This window comes from Helicobacter apodemus (assembly GCF_000765745.2).
Classification (GTDB): Bacteria; Campylobacterota; Campylobacteria; order Campylobacterales; family Helicobacteraceae; genus Helicobacter_D; species Helicobacter_D apodemus.
In genome coordinates this window covers 67,085-84,076 of record NZ_JRPC02000007.1, presented here as the reverse complement: position 1 = coordinate 84,076, position 16,992 = coordinate 67,085, and the positions used below count along the sequence as shown (strand labels likewise).

Annotated in this window: 13 protein-coding genes; all 13 read right to left on the bottom strand. The window is 31.9% G+C overall.

Annotated features, from left to right (window positions below):
* A partial coding sequence (locus LS72_RS03745; protein ID WP_194145546.1) for a hypothetical protein occupies positions 1-280 on the bottom strand: 280 nt, incomplete at its 3' end.
* 460 nt (positions 281-740) lie between these two features.
* Positions 741-1,100, bottom strand: coding sequence for a diacylglycerol kinase (locus tag LS72_RS03740; RefSeq protein ID WP_034553688.1), 360 nt, complete (start codon positions 1,098-1,100; stop codon positions 741-743).
* The gene (locus LS72_RS03735; protein ID WP_034553689.1) at positions 1,100-2,662 is read right to left on the bottom strand and encodes a phosphoethanolamine transferase; all 1,563 of its coding nucleotides are present in this window, start codon (positions 2,660-2,662) and stop codon (positions 1,100-1,102) included. The genes LS72_RS03740 and LS72_RS03735 overlap by 1 nt, the downstream gene beginning before the upstream one ends.
* A gap of 203 nt (positions 2,663-2,865) precedes the next feature.
* Positions 2,866-3,972, bottom strand: coding sequence for a glycosyltransferase (locus tag LS72_RS03730; RefSeq protein ID WP_034553691.1), 1,107 nt, complete (start codon positions 3,970-3,972; stop codon positions 2,866-2,868).
* A 43-nt stretch (positions 3,973-4,015) separates the two neighbouring features.
* Positions 4,016-5,596: a hypothetical protein gene (locus LS72_RS03725; protein ID WP_034553693.1), complete on the bottom strand. Its 1,581-nt coding sequence runs from the start codon at positions 5,594-5,596 to the stop codon at positions 4,016-4,018.
* A complete protein-coding gene (asnB, locus tag LS72_RS03720; protein ID WP_034553695.1) occupies positions 5,584-7,434 on the bottom strand; it encodes an asparagine synthase (glutamine-hydrolyzing) in 1,851 nt (616 codons plus the stop codon). The genes LS72_RS03725 and asnB overlap by 13 nt, the downstream gene beginning before the upstream one ends.
* 145 nt (positions 7,435-7,579) lie before the next feature.
* The gene (locus tag LS72_RS03715) at positions 7,580-8,800 is read right to left on the bottom strand and encodes a glycosyltransferase family protein (RefSeq protein ID WP_034553696.1); all 1,221 of its coding nucleotides are present in this window, start codon (positions 8,798-8,800) and stop codon (positions 7,580-7,582) included.
* Positions 8,787-10,298: a radical SAM/SPASM domain-containing protein gene (locus LS72_RS03710; protein ID WP_034553697.1), complete on the bottom strand. Its 1,512-nt coding sequence runs from the start codon at positions 10,296-10,298 to the stop codon at positions 8,787-8,789. Before LS72_RS03710 ends, LS72_RS03715 begins: the two co-directional genes overlap by 14 nt.
* A gap of 2 nt (positions 10,299-10,300) precedes the next feature.
* Positions 10,301-11,083, bottom strand: a complete 783-nt coding sequence (locus tag LS72_RS03705; RefSeq protein ID WP_052087280.1) for a class I SAM-dependent methyltransferase — start codon at positions 11,081-11,083, stop codon at positions 10,301-10,303.
* Positions 11,070-12,293 carry a hypothetical protein gene (locus LS72_RS03700; protein WP_034553699.1) on the bottom strand — a complete coding sequence of 408 codons (1,224 nt, stop codon included), beginning with the start codon at positions 12,291-12,293 and terminating at the stop codon, positions 11,070-11,072. The genes LS72_RS03705 and LS72_RS03700 overlap by 14 nt, the downstream gene beginning before the upstream one ends.
* Positions 12,294-12,347: 54 nt before the next feature.
* Positions 12,348-13,838 (bottom strand): radical SAM/SPASM domain-containing protein, encoded by a 1,491-nt coding sequence (locus LS72_RS03695; protein ID WP_034553700.1) that lies wholly within the window; start codon positions 13,836-13,838, stop codon positions 12,348-12,350.
* Between the two features lie 8 nt (positions 13,839-13,846).
* Positions 13,847-15,445: a radical SAM protein gene (locus tag LS72_RS03690; protein WP_138155055.1), complete on the bottom strand. Its 1,599-nt coding sequence runs from the start codon at positions 15,443-15,445 to the stop codon at positions 13,847-13,849.
* Positions 15,446-15,447: 2 nt separating this feature from the next.
* Positions 15,448-16,992, bottom strand: a complete 1,545-nt coding sequence (locus tag LS72_RS03685; protein ID WP_138155052.1) for a hypothetical protein — start codon at positions 16,990-16,992, stop codon at positions 15,448-15,450.

Here is a 16,992-nt window from a genome sequence, read left to right as displayed (position 1 = left end):
CTTTTTCTCTTTGTTCTAATAAAGGATAATTAAAAGACACTATTAATGCCCCCCCCCCAACTATAGAATTAGAGTTATTAATAAATTCTACTTCTTTTAAGATATTATAAAGTTCTTCACCAAAGAAATTAGGAATAGAGTATTCTTTAATAGTAGTATTAGTATCTAAGGTAGGAATTTGATGAGAGTCTTGTAGGGTTTTTATAAGAGATGTTAAGCCTAAAGTTTCTATGATATTACTAACACCTGTTCTTTTAAAGTTTAAAATAAAAAGTTGCATAGTTTTGTCCTTTTTAATTTTGCATGTTTTTAAATAAAAATTCATTACAACCTAAACCTACTACCTTAAGATAAACAAAGAGTTTATAAAATCTATTTTTAGGGTAGGTGGGTTTATGGTAGATAGCTAGAATACAATCCTTACAATAAAAGTGTGATTATACTACACTTTTGAGGGTTTTTAAGAATTGAATGCTAATTTTAATATTATATTCTTTTAATACTTTAGGGTTAAACTAAGGCTTTATTTCATTGAAACTTATAAAATTTAAAAGTTTAACACTAAGATTTAAGAATTTTAATGGTTTAGAGATTTTAAAGGTTTAATTTAATCCCCTAACAGAAATTATCGTAGTGGTTGGGAAAAGTTTGCTTACAAACTAAGGGTTCCCACCTCTCACTTAAGATAATTCTTTTATGGGAATTAAAACGCAAATTTATCACAGAAATTATCTAATGTTTTAATAACCCCATAAAGAGAATAAAATAACTCCCCAAACTAAAAGGGCTAAAAGCACACTAAAGAAAACTGCAGCACTCGCACAATCTTTAGCGATTTTGGCTAGGGGGTGGAAGTTGGGGGTGATTAAGTCTATACAAGATTCTATGCTAGAATTAACTGCCTCTAAGATAAGTATCAAAAACAACACCACTATTAAAAACAAATGTTCTATTAAATCTAGCGGCAAGAAAAAGCTTATAATCACAGCAGGAATGATGATTGCTAATTCAATGCGGAAAGCTACCTCTTGCTTAAGCATTGCTAACACTCCTTCTAAGGCAAATTTTGCATTCGCTAAAAAATGGTATTTAGGCTTCATCATTGTCCTGCAAAATCCATACTGAATAAATCATCTTCGCTCTTATAAACTTCACTCTCTACACCAAAATATCCAAGCAAAGTGCTAAAAATATTATCTTGGGATAGAAGCAAACTTTTGCGGGATTGTGCGATTTGCATAAGCTGTGGATTATTACTAAAGAACATAAAAGGGATATGAATCTGCTCTTTTGGGGCGATAAAATACGGCAACCCGTGCAAATAAATCCCATTCTCTCCCAAACTCTCTCCGTGGTCAGATAGATAAATCAAACTTGTTTCATAATTGGGGTATTCCTTTAACATATCCATTAAGGATTTTATAATATAGTCTGTATAAAGCAAGGTGTTATCATAAGTATTAATAAGCTCCTCTTGGGTGCATTTTTGGAGCTCATTAGTATCACAAGTGGGTAGAAACTTTTTAAAAGCATTAGGGTAACGTTGGTAATAAGTAGGTCCGTGAGAGCCTTGCAAATGCACGATAATAAGGTTTTGCTTCTCTAACTCCTTAAGATTCTCTAATACCTCTGCTAATAATACCTCATCATAAGGCTCTTTTAAGATTTTTACTTTTTCTAAGTTTTTACAAACACCTTGACACCCACCAGAGTTATTACCTATCCACGCAACATTCACCCCAACCTTATGCAAAATATTTAAAACATTTTCGCGATAATAAGTAGATTTTGAAAAATTCTCCCTTTTATAATCTGAAAACATACAAGGCACACTAATAGCTGTAGAAGTCCCACAAGAATAAAAATTATCAAAATACACAATAGATTCTTCTTTGGTATAAGCATTCGTATCATTAATTACATAATTGCCTAAAGAATAATTAGCAGCCCTTGCAGTCTCCCCTACTACCAAAATCATTAACCGCTCCTTAGAATCAGGCTTCAAAGCCGCATCTTTAGCAATAACTTCAAACTCCTTTGCGGGTAAAGCCCCTTTGATATACAACACAACAGAATAAATTTGTCGCAAAGGTGTTTCATAGATTCTTAGAAAATTATAATTCCGAAAGAATGGAATAAGTGTTTGGCTATGCCAATAAAAGATTCCAAGTGCGAAAAGAAATGCCATAAAAAAACTTAGCAAGGGATAAAAAAATCTCCCCTTTAGGGTTCTAGGGTAAGCAATATTTACCTTTAAGATAAACCAAGTAGGCAACACCCCCAAAACCAAGATAAAAATCAATAAACTAGGAGAGATTAAACCAAAAGCTTCTTGGCTATCAGTTTTCATAACATTATCTATCATATCCTTATCAATCACCACCCCATAAAAGGACATAAAATATGCACTAAGGCAAGCAATCCATACCAAGACAATTAGCACAGGCTTATGTAAATGCAAAAAAAACAATAAAGAGATAAGACTAAGGGCTAAAGCAAAATAAACTAGAAGTAAGGATATTTTTAAAAATAAAGAAGAATTAGGGTCTAAATGTTGATAAGTTTGCATAAAAAAATTAAAATTCATACAAGTAAAAAAAAGGGCACTAAGAATGGCAAAATAAAACCACGATAAAGTTATTTTCTTTCCATAAAAGGGCATAAAGGTCTCCTAAAATCTTAATAAAAGCCGAAATTATAATACATTGTTGCATCAAAAAAGTTTAAACCCTAAGACATTATCAAAGCTTGCTTAAGGGCAAAAGATTTGTTTTTAATATTCATTCCTCTTATATTCAGGGCTTTATTACTTGTGATTTCTGCATTGTTTAAAGATTTTTCCGATATTTTTCTCCAAACTTCATATTACGAGGGCTTCCCCAATGCAATTTTAACCTCTTGAAAAATCCTCAATACTTCCTTGCTAAAAGATTCCATAGAATATTGCTTAAGTGCTTCAAAACTTTGTTTTTTTAGCTTTGCTAATAAAGCTGTATTTTTTATCAAACCCTTAAGGTTTTCACAAAGTTCTTCTGCATTATAAGGGTCAAAAAACAAAGCTTTGTCCTCAAAAATTTCTTTATGCGTTGGGATATTAGATAACAAAAGGGGAAGTCCTAAAGAAGCCGCTTCTAAAACTGCATTGGGGAAGCCCTCGTAATATGAAGTATGTATAAAAATATCGGCTTTTTTCAACAAAGGATAGATATTCTCCTTAAACCCTAGCAAAATAACATTTTGCATTTGGTGAGTCTGCAAATAAGCCTCTATCTCCTCCCTTTGCTCCCCCTCACCTAAAATATAAAGTTTGATAAAATTAGGCAAAGCCTTAAAGGCTTGTAGAAGTGTTAAATAATTCTTTTGTGTGTGTAACCTTCCAATGGCGAAACAAAAAACCTCCCCTTCTTGCTTAGGAAATTCTAAGGCTTGTTGGCTTAAACGCATAATCTTAGCAGTATCAATAGGATTATAAAGTAAATCGATTTTAGTCCTTAAAACCCCAAAATTCACCTCTACATCCTTACAACTCGCCCTAGAGTTACACACGACCCTTAAAGCCCCTTGCAAACACATTGCATATAAAGTATGATTAATGCTACTTTGTGAAAAGTTATTTTCTACAAAAGAAGGCTCACAACGTACAAAAATACAATAAGGCTTAGAGAGGATTTTTGCCCCTAAAACTGCATAATAGCTGGTAATAAAATCCATAAAAGAAACAATTAAATCACAATCTTTAGCAATGTTGCTAAAAGATTCTAAAAGCAAAAAACTATTAGACAACAAAGGCTCTTTTTCGCTTCCTAAAAGATAAAACACTTTAATATTAGGAATCTCCATTACATCTTGCGTTTTTTTAAGCACTACAAGCTGCACTTCAAAACCATTGCAAGAGAGAATATCCAAAATAAGACTAAGAATCTTTTGCGCTCCCCCGCGTCTCATAACATCAATGAGAAAGGTTATTTTCATAGCCTAACCCCTTAAATATAAAATTCCTTGCATTTTAGCATAATCAACTTTCTAAAAGGGACATTAAGAGTTTTGCAATCTCTAAAGCAGAGGCTTTAGGATAAAAAATATTTGCCTCTTTATACTGTAAAATCTCTTGGGCTATCAGCTCTCCGCTTTGTTTTAATTCCTCTTCTAACCTTAAGGCTACCTGCATAAACTCTGATTCATTCAAAGCTACTCTATGCAAAAGAGGATTCACAAAAGAACAATCGAAGTTACAAACCCTTAAATCAAACTCTTTCTTAGGAGGAGCATAAAGAATCACAGGTTTTAAAGAGTTTAAAGGGGCACTATAAGAGAGTGAGGAATTATCCGTAATTACAATACTCTTAGAAAGACTATCTAAGGTGATACTCTCACTCTCATCAAAGCTAAATCCCGCATAAGATAAAAACACCTCCAAGCAAGCATAAGGGTTTTGCTTCCCGACCCATTGGTAATAACCCCTATAAGCAGGATGTGGGCGAAAAAGGACTTTTTTACCCAACTCTAAAAGCCTTTTTATAATTCCCATTAGCTCATAAGGTTTAGTTAATCTAGGGATAAATAAAAACTGCTCTATACTCCTTAAAGCACAAGATTGTTCTAGCTTTAAATCCAACCTTGGAGAGCCTCCAGCGATAGCTTTAGTTTTTACCCCAACAGATTGAAAAATACTTTCATAGGCTTTTAAAGAAGCTCTATCAATAGCAAGATAATAATCAAAGCCTAGAAAATAATAACCAATATATTGCTTCAAATACTCTTGCTTTAATGCTCTAGGAAAAAACCCAAAAGCCTCTGCGATACTATGCCCCATCCCAACAATTATTTTACTCTCACAAGATAGCTTAGGAACAATGCTAGAGAGGAATAAAGCGACCTTTTTACTCACAAAAAAATCAATCAAAACCCAAGGGGCTATTAAGATTCTATTCCCCACAACCTTTTGCTTATGCAAAAGATAATATTCATAACTCCCAAAATACCACTCTATAGGAATATCTTTATGAATAAATGTCGCTATTTTATGAGTATGAGGAGCATAATTTAAGCTAATGCCATAGGAGACTTCAAGGTTAAATCCAACTTGCAATAAAGCCTCCTTAATACTCAAGGTATATTGAAGCACACATTGGGTTAAAGCTTCTAAACATTTGGGAGAGACATAATACACAAAGAGGTCATAAAAGAAATAATAATGGGTAATCCATAAATTATCAAAAATACGCAATCCCCCATTTTCTAAAAGTTCAAATTTTGCCCACCCCTCCCCCGAAGCCTCTAAGAGGATTTGCCGTCCTAAACAAGAAGCAATAAATTCTCTCCCATCAAGGTATTTAAGTCCTAAATCCTCACATTTCAAAACAAGCTCATCTTGTACATCACCAGCACAGATTAGCACATACTCCCCACTTTGTCTAATCTCTTCTTGTTTGGCTACAAGATTATTCACACTATCCTTATCATCAAGAAACTTTAAAATAAGATCCCTCTTGCAATCTTTTAAGATATTGCTTAAAATCTCTGCACAACCTCCTTTTGGGTAAATGTAACAACCCCTCCCCAACTCTATAGTTTCAAACTTTTTTAGATATTCCATTGTTTTCTCCACACACAAAAGACATAAATATACCAAATCTTACTAAAATCTACTCTCTTTTTAGCATCAAAGGCTCTTACTAACTTATTAACAAAATGAACATCTAAATAACCCTCTGCATAATCTAAAATTCCCTCCAATAAATGCCTTAAATCTTTTCTCATCCAAGTCTCCAAAGGCACTCCAAACCCCATCTTAGAGCGATATATTAATGAGCGTGGAAAAAATTTTTCTAAATATTGCTTAAATACCACCTTCCCCTCTCCATTATGGACTTTATAATCCATAGGAATCCCTTGCATAAACTTAACAAACTCAACCCCAAGTAAAGGCTCCCTAATTTCCAATCCAACATTCATACTAGCCCTATCAGTTTTGGTTAAAATATCTTCACTTAAATAATAACACCAATCAAAATAACTCATTTGTGCGTAATAATCTAAACAAGAATATTCCTCTCCTACTGATTTAAAAGGCAGATGGTTTAAAAATAAATCTTCTTTTTTAAAGTGCATAATCTCCGCCCTATAATGCTCCAAAAAACTCGTAGCTTTAAGCTGATTTTTAATACGTAAAAACTTATCAATACCTATAGAGATACCAAATTTTGAAAATAAATCTATAACAAATTCTGCAGAGAATAAGTCTAAAACCCAAGCGACTTTAAACCTCCTATAATAGTGATATTTTTGCCATCGTTGCATACTCCAAAAATATCGCTCATAACCAATTCCTAGTTCATCTCCACCATCGGCACTTAAAGCCACTTTATGGGTTTTTGCAATCTTTTGAGCCAAAAGCATTGTAGGCAGAGCAGAAACATCACCAAAAGGCTCATCATAAACAAAAGGTAATTGCTCTATCAACCCTCTAACTTCTTGTAAATGACAAATAAATTGGTGATTAGTAATTCCTAAAATATCTGCTACTTTTTTAGCATAACAACTCTCATCAAAACTTGATTCTACAAACCCTACACTAAAACTCTCAAAGTTATACCCCAAGTCTTTTAACACTGCACATACTAAAGAAGAATCCACTCCTCCACTTAAAAGCACACCAACAGGAACATCACTCACCATTCTAAAAGCAATGCTTTTTTGCAAATGGGAAATAAAGCTATCCCAAGTAAATTTGTGAGATTGCAAATAAGAATCTTTTGGATTATAATAGTGATATTTAGTGATATTAGCTTTTTTATCTACAATAAGATAACTTCCTGCTTCAAGTTTGAAACAGCATTCTAAAATACTAAATGGTGCAGGAATATACCCAAAACTTAAAAATAAGCTTAAAGCTTCTTTGTTAATGGATTTTTGTAAGTAAGGATAAGCCAAAATACCTTTAAGCTCTGAAGAAAACAAAAATCTCTCTCCATCAAAATAATAATAAAGAGGCTTACTTCCCGCTCTATCACGAAAACAATATAACTTTTGCTCTAAATTGTCCCATATCACAAAAGCAAACATTCCCTCAAATTCTCTTACACATTCAACACCCCAATACTCAAAACTTTGCAACAAAACTTCGGTATCACTAAAGGCTTCACATCTTACACCCTCACTAACAAGCTTACTGGCAATCTCTTTATAATTATAAATCTCTCCATTAAACACTAGCACATAGCGCCGATTTTCGCTAATAAAGGGCTGATGGGACAAACTACTTAAATCAATAATAGAAAGTCGTCTATGTGCCAAAGCAAGATTGCAATGCCTTTGCGTATAAAGCCCAAAATCATCAGGACCTCCAGCACTCATACAATCACGCATTTTTTCTATAGAATCTAAAAGCCCCATCTTGCCTTTAAACTCCCAACCGCCTACAATACGACACATTGAATACTCCCTTAATAAAGTTGGGATTATAATGCGACTTTAATAAAAAGACAATAGAAACACCTTTTAAAAAATCTTTATAATAAGCTTTTTAAAAATTAAGAATAAATATCTATAAAGGGGTAAATTATAAATACTTTAGACACTATGAGGAATCTTCTATCAATTCACAAATAGTATTTACAGCAAAAGACATTTCCTTTTGCATCCATTTCAATGCCTCATTGGCTTTATCTTGATTTTTCTTAGGATTTTTAAAGCAACTTTCAAATCCTCTTTGTATCTCTTCAATTTCTTTTGCCTGAACAAAGGGGTAAATTTCCTTTAAATTATACTTCAAAGGATTAACATAATGGATAAGAGGAACAGAAGCAACCAAAGCTTCACTCTGAACCCCTCCACCGATACAACCAATATGAAATTGACCAGTAGCACAAGAAGCATAATACAAGCCCACCATAATATCTTTACGATTCATAATAGGCAACCATTGAACATAATTTTGTATTCCTAATTCTTCAACCATTTGCTTACTTGCATTAATATCGCTTCCATATTCAAAAGTTAAAAGCTTAGGTTTATATTTCTTGTTATCTTTAACAAAAGCAGCAAAAGCCTGCAATACCCTATCATTGCACTTATCCGCTACGAGCCTTCCTTCTTCCCGAACACTTTTCCAAGAATGTCTTGCGTGATGAAAAACAACAAATTGAGTATCTTTAGTTAAGGAATAAAAATCCTCTGCCCAATAAGAGGAATTAAAAAACTTTGGTATCACTGCTCTTTGATAAATATCCATATAAATGTAAGGAAAAGTTTTAAAAGCAATCACTTTAGAAGTTAAACCTAACTCCATAATAGATTGCTCATAAGCAGCTACATTAAGAACATCTTCAGTACTTAGAAGCTTTTTGGATTCTTTAATACCCTTGTTTTGATGAAAACTAAAAGTATCTAAATGTTTTCTATGGTTAGGATTAGCAGATTGAACATAAAAGGGATAGCTCACTAAATCCATTCCATAAGGGACAAAAAAATCAATAGGAATATCAAAGTAGCTTAGATAGGCTACAGAGGGACCATTAGCAAAAATAACATCATATTTTCTTATCCGTTTTAAAATCTCCTCATTCTTTTTAATTCCTTCAATCTCCTCTAAAAACCAATACAAATTACCAAAAGGAAGCAAAAAAGTATAATGGATAAAATCTAAAGAATAACTATCACAAGAAGGATGAAAATGGGGCAATTCATTATTACATAAAAATAAATCTACATTATATCCCCTATCACGCAAATATCTTGCAAGAGAGAAAAAGTTATTATTAGAATTTCCAAACAATGCTATTTTTTTATTCTTTTTCATAGATAATCTCACTATCTGTATAAGTTTTTTTAACTCTTAAACCAGCAATATGACTAATTTCTATATTGGGTTCTCCACCTGACCATAAAGAGCATTTTTCACAAATCTTAAAATGTTGAAAACTATTATCTAAAAGCTCTCTTCTAAGCTGCATTAAAGAATCTCCCCTCCATACCTCTTCTAAAGTCTGCATCTTCAAATCTCCAATTATGCCCCCCCCCCCGCACAATCCTGAGGTAGAATAAACTGACATACTATTGCAACAAAAAGTTACTTTCAAATCCGGCGTAATGAATAAAACTTGCCAAGGGATTGAACAAGCGTACCTTTGCTTGTATTCCCTAAATTGCTTTTGGTGTTTGGTAACAAAACTACCATTTTCATCAACTTCAAATTCACTAAGTTGATGGAATTTAACTTTATCTACCAAAGGAAGCCAATATTCTAAAAATTGCATACCCTTTTCTTCTGCCCTCTCTCCTTGAAGAATAAAACACACTCCTAAAGTAGTCTTTTTCTTGCTAGTTTTTAATAAATCAATTAAATACAGGATATTAGCCACTGTTGTATCATAATCATAACCCCTTATTCTTTTGTAACTCTCTTTATCAATAGCATCTAATGAAAAAGTAATATGATTGATATTAGATTGAACAATCTTTTCTGCATTTTTCTTATTTAACAAAGTTCCATTAGTTGTGATATTAATATGCTCTACACCATAATCTTTAGCAATATCTAAAAACTCCAAAAACCTAGGATGAATAAAGGGTTCATCTAATTGACCAAATTGCATAAAAATCTTATTATCCCCACAATATTTTGCAATCTTCTTGAAGTCTTGTATTTGCATAAAGAGATTCTTATCAAAAAAATTACTAGTTTGTAAGCTTCTATATTCCTTAGCGTGATAAGGACACATCACACATTCTAAATTACAACGATTAGAAATAGCAATATGCACATTTTGAGGGTGAGGAAAATAAACATCTGAATACTTTAAAAAGAAATCTTTAGAAAATTTTTTAGAAAAAAAACCTTCCCAATTTTCACTTAAATTCGTCAAATATTTAGGAATATCCACCCTACTAATACTATGCCCTCGGAGTCTTTTATGTAAAAAATTTCTAAAATCTATTTTAATAGACTTTTTAAGATAAAGAGATTCCACTAAAAAATTTCCTATAGCATCTAAAGAAGAGACAAAAAACCAAAAAGGTTCTTTAATAAAATAATCTGGATTAATTTGAGGTGCAAAATAGAGATTATTCCCTCCCTTAAGTGCTTGTATCACAAATTCACAAAACACATCAATATCAAAAAAATCAAAAGCTGGGTTAATAACAAAAACAGATTTTTTATGCTCTAGTTCCTCATAAATAGATTCTAAAACTTCTAAATCCCAAATTGAAAAAATAGGTTTTACAATAATCTCTCTTAATAACTTCTTCTCTAATTCTCTCTTAATTGTTTCATTTATAACTCCATAAATTATCATTGTTACTTCCTTAATTTATTTTTTACTAAAATTTCTGTCACATAAGGAAAATTCAAAAATTCTTCGCGATAAAATGGTAATTTAGCACATTCCCCATCATAGCCTTTATAGACAATCTCCATATTTAAAACCCCCAAAAATTCTGATATTTTCTCTAAGGTCATTAAGGAATTTCTATAATGCCCCTTATAATAATTAGCAACCATTTCTAAATACTGATTAAGAAGTTTTTCATCTTTTACTTCAAAAGTATGATGAAAAATTCTATGCACATAATGCCCAATATTATTAAAGTTTAGAAAAATAATCCCATCAGGTTTTAAGATCCTTTTAAAAATTTCTAAACTCTTTTGCATATCGGTAAACATAAAAACCCCATAACAAAAAATAGCATCAAAAGATTGGGGATTAAAAGATAATTTTTCTAAAGTCTCTTGAAGAAAGATTGCATTATCTCTTTGCCTATTAAGATACTTAGCAATATTAATCCGATGCTCACTACAATCTACGCCAACAACCGCATTATTATGCTTAGATAAAATATAAGTCCATTGCCCCATACCACAACCTGCATCTAATACTTTTTCTTTACCAACAAATCCTAAAGATTCTATACGTTTTACATAATTTTTCTGTGATCTCCCAAAAGCACTAGAAAAAACATTTCTATTGGTATCTTTAGGAGATAGCTCGGCAATAGCAAAGAGTCTAGAATACTCATCCCCTAATATCTCAAATAATTCTGGAGCGTCCCATTCAATCTCTATTTCCTTATCCCATTCCATAGTATTCTCCTTGTTTGCTATCTAAAGTTATAGAATATTTACCCCTAGCGTCTAATCCGTTATAAATAAATTTCAAAGGTTTATCTTTATAAAAACACTGTAAGGCAATATTTTTGTAATTCTCTACATATATGGTTAGACCATCAAAGAAGCTCATATCTTCAATCGTTTCATAGTTATGTATAGATAAAGTCAGCTTATTATCTTTTAAGATAGATTCCACTTTTGTACTCATATACATCTTGCAATAACGCAATAATTTTGAAGTCTTTAAAACAAGCAAATTTCCCTTTTCTTGCTCTTCTTTTAAAAACTTAAAACCTGTTAAATAAAAAGGAAATTTTTTAAGAAGTTCTAAAGTTGTTGGAATATTTTTAGCATTTGCTACATAAAAACTACCAAAATGCTGATAGAAAATTACCACAGAGGATTGATTATAAAAAGTCTCCCAATCTATACTTTGGATTTGGTAGTTGAAAGTTTGGAAAGTAGGCGCAATACATCCTGTAGAACGATAACGGGTAAAAAAATCATAATCCCCATCACCACAAAATAGTTTTTGTAAAATAGTAGAAGAGCCTAACTGTCTCCCATCTTGAGTAGAAGTGATATTGCCTGCTAGAGAGATTCTTGGAAATTTTTCAATTACCCAATCATCACTCCATATAAATGCCCCCCCCCCCGCAGAGAATAAGTCTGTATGGTAAGCTATAGAATCCGGATTGCTTCCATTATGATGAGGGGCAAATCCTATATTGTGTTGCATAGCCTTTGGCTCTCCATTGCCGTGATTAGTAAAAATTGGCAAACTTAAAGAATGCTTTGAGAGCATTTCATAAACTTTTAAAGCGTGAGTTCTATTAAAATTATGATGAATATTAAAATCTCTATAAGCGTGATTAGTATCAATATATCCATATTTTATATAGTCTCTTAAGGTATTAGCATAAGGAGTTTCTTTAGAATCTACCTCTAAAGAATCGTAAATAGAAGTATGCAAAGGATTATCCGAAAAGAAAAAAATACTTGCTGCAAAATCTAAATCCACACCATAGCCTAAAGGTGTCTTCTCATCGGTATTGAGGTAAGCAATGAGCCAATCTAAGATTTCTTGACTAGTATATTCTGCATCACTAGAGATAGCACACATACCCTTATAAGGATAAGGCACTTCTCGAATATTCTCATAACGCATAGGCAAACTAAACAAAGATTCTCCTTAAAAAAATGAAATTATAAATACTCGCCTTTGTAATGTCAAGAGCTAATTAATCTTTACAAATTCAATACAAGGCGAAATCACATCTCCATTTTCTTGTTCAATACTCCGATAAGACCATTCTTCACAATCCTTACAAATCTTCCACTCCTTAAAATCCCCCTTAATTAAATCTAAACGCATTTTTTGTGTAATGAGATTTATCCAAATAGAATCCATACTCTCTTCATAAAGATTTCCCATAACTTTGTTTTCCCAACCAATCGCTCCAGCCATAGTACAACAAGGCATCACTCCGCCATCGGGATTAATATGAATTTCATCCCAAGGCTTTTGACAAGTATAGCGACAAGAGGTATCAAAGTTTCTATCGTGGCTAACTTCCATTCCCTCATTATTTTTTTCTACGAGATTCCGCACATAAATTTCATTAACTGCCTTATAAGCCGACCATTTCTCTTTAAACATTTCCACTTCTTTTTCCGCTCCCCCCTGCAAGATAATCGATAAGGTAATATAAATATTAATATTGCGATTTTCAATCTTTGTTAAGAAAGATTCAATATTTTTAACAAGCTTTTCAAAATTTCCTCCCCTTGATTTTGCATAAGTTTCAGGAGTTGCCGCATCAATGCTAATAGATAAAGAATCTAGGCTAGATTCCAAAAGTCTATCCGCCATTTCCTCATCAAGCAATAAGCCATTAGTCGTCATCGAAATCCATCGCACACCCACATCTTTACCATATCTAATAAAATCTGGAATCCTCTTATCCACAAGCATCTCACAAGGACCCACTAAATCAATAATGCTATCATACTTTGCAGAATAATCCATAATCGCATAAACAATCTTTTCATCTAAAATTCTATATTCTTTAAAAAAGTCTGTTGTATGCGTTTTGACATATTCTGGAGCAAAGAAAAAACAAAAGGAACATTTTAAATTACATTTATTAATAGTTCCTAAATTAATATGCACGGGTGCTGGATAAAACTCTTTGACGCGATAAGTTATATCTAGTGTATTTGCAGTTTTATCTTCAAAAAGCTTCCAATCTTTTGAAAGATTGCTTAAAGGTCTTCCCTCCAAAGTAATTCTTTTTGAAGAAAAATTCAATGCTTGAGCTAAGTGCTTATGGAGACTATTACGATATTGCATAGGAAGCAATTGCTCTTTATAGAATATCTCTATAAGCAATCTCTCTGGAGTATGCCCATTAAAAAGAGCAAAAAGAGCAACACTATCAACTTGCAAATAAATATTAGGCTTAGGGTAATAATAAAGATTTTCTTTAATCTCCAATGCTTTGGCTAAAAATCTCTGTATAATGCCCCCCCCCCCGACACCTTTATTCTCTTCATAAAAAACCCCAAACAGAGGAATTCCAAACATTTTAGAATCCACCAAAGCTTTATAAGTTTCTAGGCAAAAAAATACGCTAACTTCATACTCTCTAATTACCTCTAATCCTAAATTTTTCAAAACTTCATACTCAAAAGATTTAGTTTTATCTCTACATAATATACATCGCATACCTACTCCTACTCTATATATAAAACTTTTTCTTTAGCTTGGGGAGTATCTTCTTGGGTAAAATCATTATATGCCCATTCATTACAACGGGCACAGATAGAAAATTCTGTAAAGTTTTTCTCCAAATTTTCCTTTCTTAAAATCGAAATACCCTCACCCCTCCAAATTTCTTCTAAACCATGTTGATATACATTACCAACACTAAAAGGGTAATGATAAGCACTAGAACTCATCGTGCAACACACACTCACATCACCATAAGGATTTATCATCATTCTTTGATAAGGAAACATACAAATACTTCTTTTATGGAGATCAATTACAGCGTTATTTCTCCTATCTTGACCATTTTCATCAAAAGTTGCTAACTCATTAAAAGTTATTCGCTTTACTACATCTCTACAATCACTCCATTTATTTAAATAAAGCTCTTTTTGTTCTTGAGTGCTCATTTCATCAAAAACCAAAACACAAGCCACTTCAAACTCAATATCTGATCCTTGATTATTAAGGATTCTTGCATATTCTACACATTTTCTAACACCTCTTTCTACTTTTTCTAAATCCGTTCCTCGAATCTTTTTATAAGTTTCTTTAGTGGCTCCATCTATACTTATAGTCATTCTGTTTAATCCAGCTTTTAGAAGGGCAATGCCTTTTTGTTCTAAGAGGGTGCCATTGGTTACCAATGAAATAAGAGGTATTTTTAAATTTTTAGCAAAAGCTACAAAAGAAAAAATCCTATCATCAAGTAACACTTCTCCTGCTGCGGTAAATGATACATTAAAAACACCTTTGTCGCCTGCATATTCTAAGATTTCATAGACTTTCTTCTCATCTAAAATTTGTTTTTGTTTGAAAAAACTCGTTTTATGAGTTTTTTGGAGTTCTTTAGCGTGTAGCAAACACATAATACATTTTAAATTACACTCATTAGTAATAGCAATATTTATCTCTGAAGGTGCAGGATAAAACTCCTCTATCTTATCTATTAAATCATATTGGAGTTGTTCTTGTGAAACTTCTAAGGCTTTCCATGCGTAAGAACAATTAAAGAGTTTTCTTGATTCATAAAAGAATTTCTTAGAAAGGATTTTAGAATCAATGTTTTTTTTCTTTCTTAAGAGGGTATGGAGTTTTCCTCTTAAATCTCTATGGAGTAGATTATTTCTATAAAGGGATTCTATTTTTAGATTTTCACTTGTAATGTTTTCTCTTAAAGAAAAGAGAGCAAAATCATCTATTTCTGTATAAGCATTAGGTTTAGGATAATAATAGAGGTTTTCTTTAGAATTTAGAGCAGTTTTAAAAAAGTCTTTAGCAAAGTCTTTTTCTCTTTGTTCTAATAAAGGATAATTAAAAGACACTATTAATGCCCCCCCCCCAACTATAGAATTAGAGTTATTAATAAATTCTACTTCTTTTAAGATATTATAAAGTTCTTCACTAAAGAAATTAGGAATAGAGTATTCTTTAATAGTAGTATTAGTATCTAAGGTAGAAATTTGATGAGAGTCTTGTAGGGTTTTTATAAGAGATGTTAAGCCTAAAGTTTCTATGATATTACTAACACCTGTTCTTTTAAAGTTTAAAATAAAAAGTTGCATAGTTAATCCTTGGGCTGAAATTGAAAAATTTTAAATTTTCCGATACTTTTAAGATGAGTTAATTGTATGTCCCTTAAGCCTGGCATTAAAGCATTTTCATCATAAAACTTCAATAAATTTGTATAAAGAATTAATGTGCCTTTTTGGCATAATTTCATCTCATCTAAAAGATATTGTGGAGAAATTCTATGATAGTCTCCTTGATAATAATTAGATAAAAAGTCCTCTCTATTTCTATAAAACTTACAATAATTGGGTATGTGTGGCTCATAGGAAGTAATATAAAAATGCCTTGCGATCTCGTGATCATTACTTAATAAATGGCTATACTCCTTATTAAAATTATTTTGTAAATAAGTGATTAATTCCTCACGTATCTTAATATGCTCTGGCAACTGACGATGAAATTGCGAATTTCTTATATACCATAAAAGCACCAAAATATTACCAACAATCAAAAGCAAATTCACCCATAAAGGAAATAAAAGCACACATAAAAGACTAGCAAAAGGGATTCCAAATTCAATATACCTTTGTGGCTCTCCTAAAAATCGTGCAACTCTTAAAGAAGTAACCAAAAATGCAAAAAAGCTTGAAGACAACAAAATATACATTATCCAAATCTCTTTTTCAGAAGAATCCCCAACCCACCAATAACCAACTAACACCAAACAAGCAGCAAAAGCCCCAATAAGCACTTCAAAAACGGGATTATTTAATAAATAATTCTTATCCTTTTTAACCCAAAAATCATAAACAAAATCCCTCCAAATACTAAAACGAGCTTTAAAATGACAATCTTTTATCATAAATTTAGAATAATTCCGCTTATGATGGAATTGAGTAGCAAAAAAACTTAAAGCATAGGAATAATTAAAAATAAATAATACAATAACGCTAAGTGGTATCAAGAACAATATCTCATAACTTGAAGATAAAATAGCGATAAAAATACTAGAAAATAAAACAAACTGATAGGCAAATTGACTCCCTAAAAGACAACAAAAAACCAGTAGCAAAATCACCACAAATAACTCTACTCCCCCAAAGAGCAAATAAAAATATAAGCTAAAAAGATACCCATAGACTAGCAATAACCCAAAAGCTCTAGCAGAAAGCCCCATAAATTTGGCATTCCATATCACATAAATAATAGGTAAGGTAATAAAAAGAATATTAGCTAATAAAATTTCTAAAAAATTCAATTCTAAATCCAAATAAAATGCACAAAGATAAATAAATCCATTAAAACTAAGAATCATTAATCCCATTAATGTGTAGCCAATCCAATTCGCCTTACGTAATAAAAATTCATCACTAAAAAACGAACAAATCCAATGATAAAGTTGAGGACAAACAACAAGGTGTTGATTAAAGGCGTTAAAGTTAGAGACAAAATAATGCTTATTTTGTTTAATAAATTTTATGAGCTTAAAATGATAGGCGTGATCACTTCCACCATAAGGATAATCCATATTCTTAACAATGAATAAAAATATGCAAAAACTTCCTAAACACATAATCAACAAAATAGCTATTAAATCCAC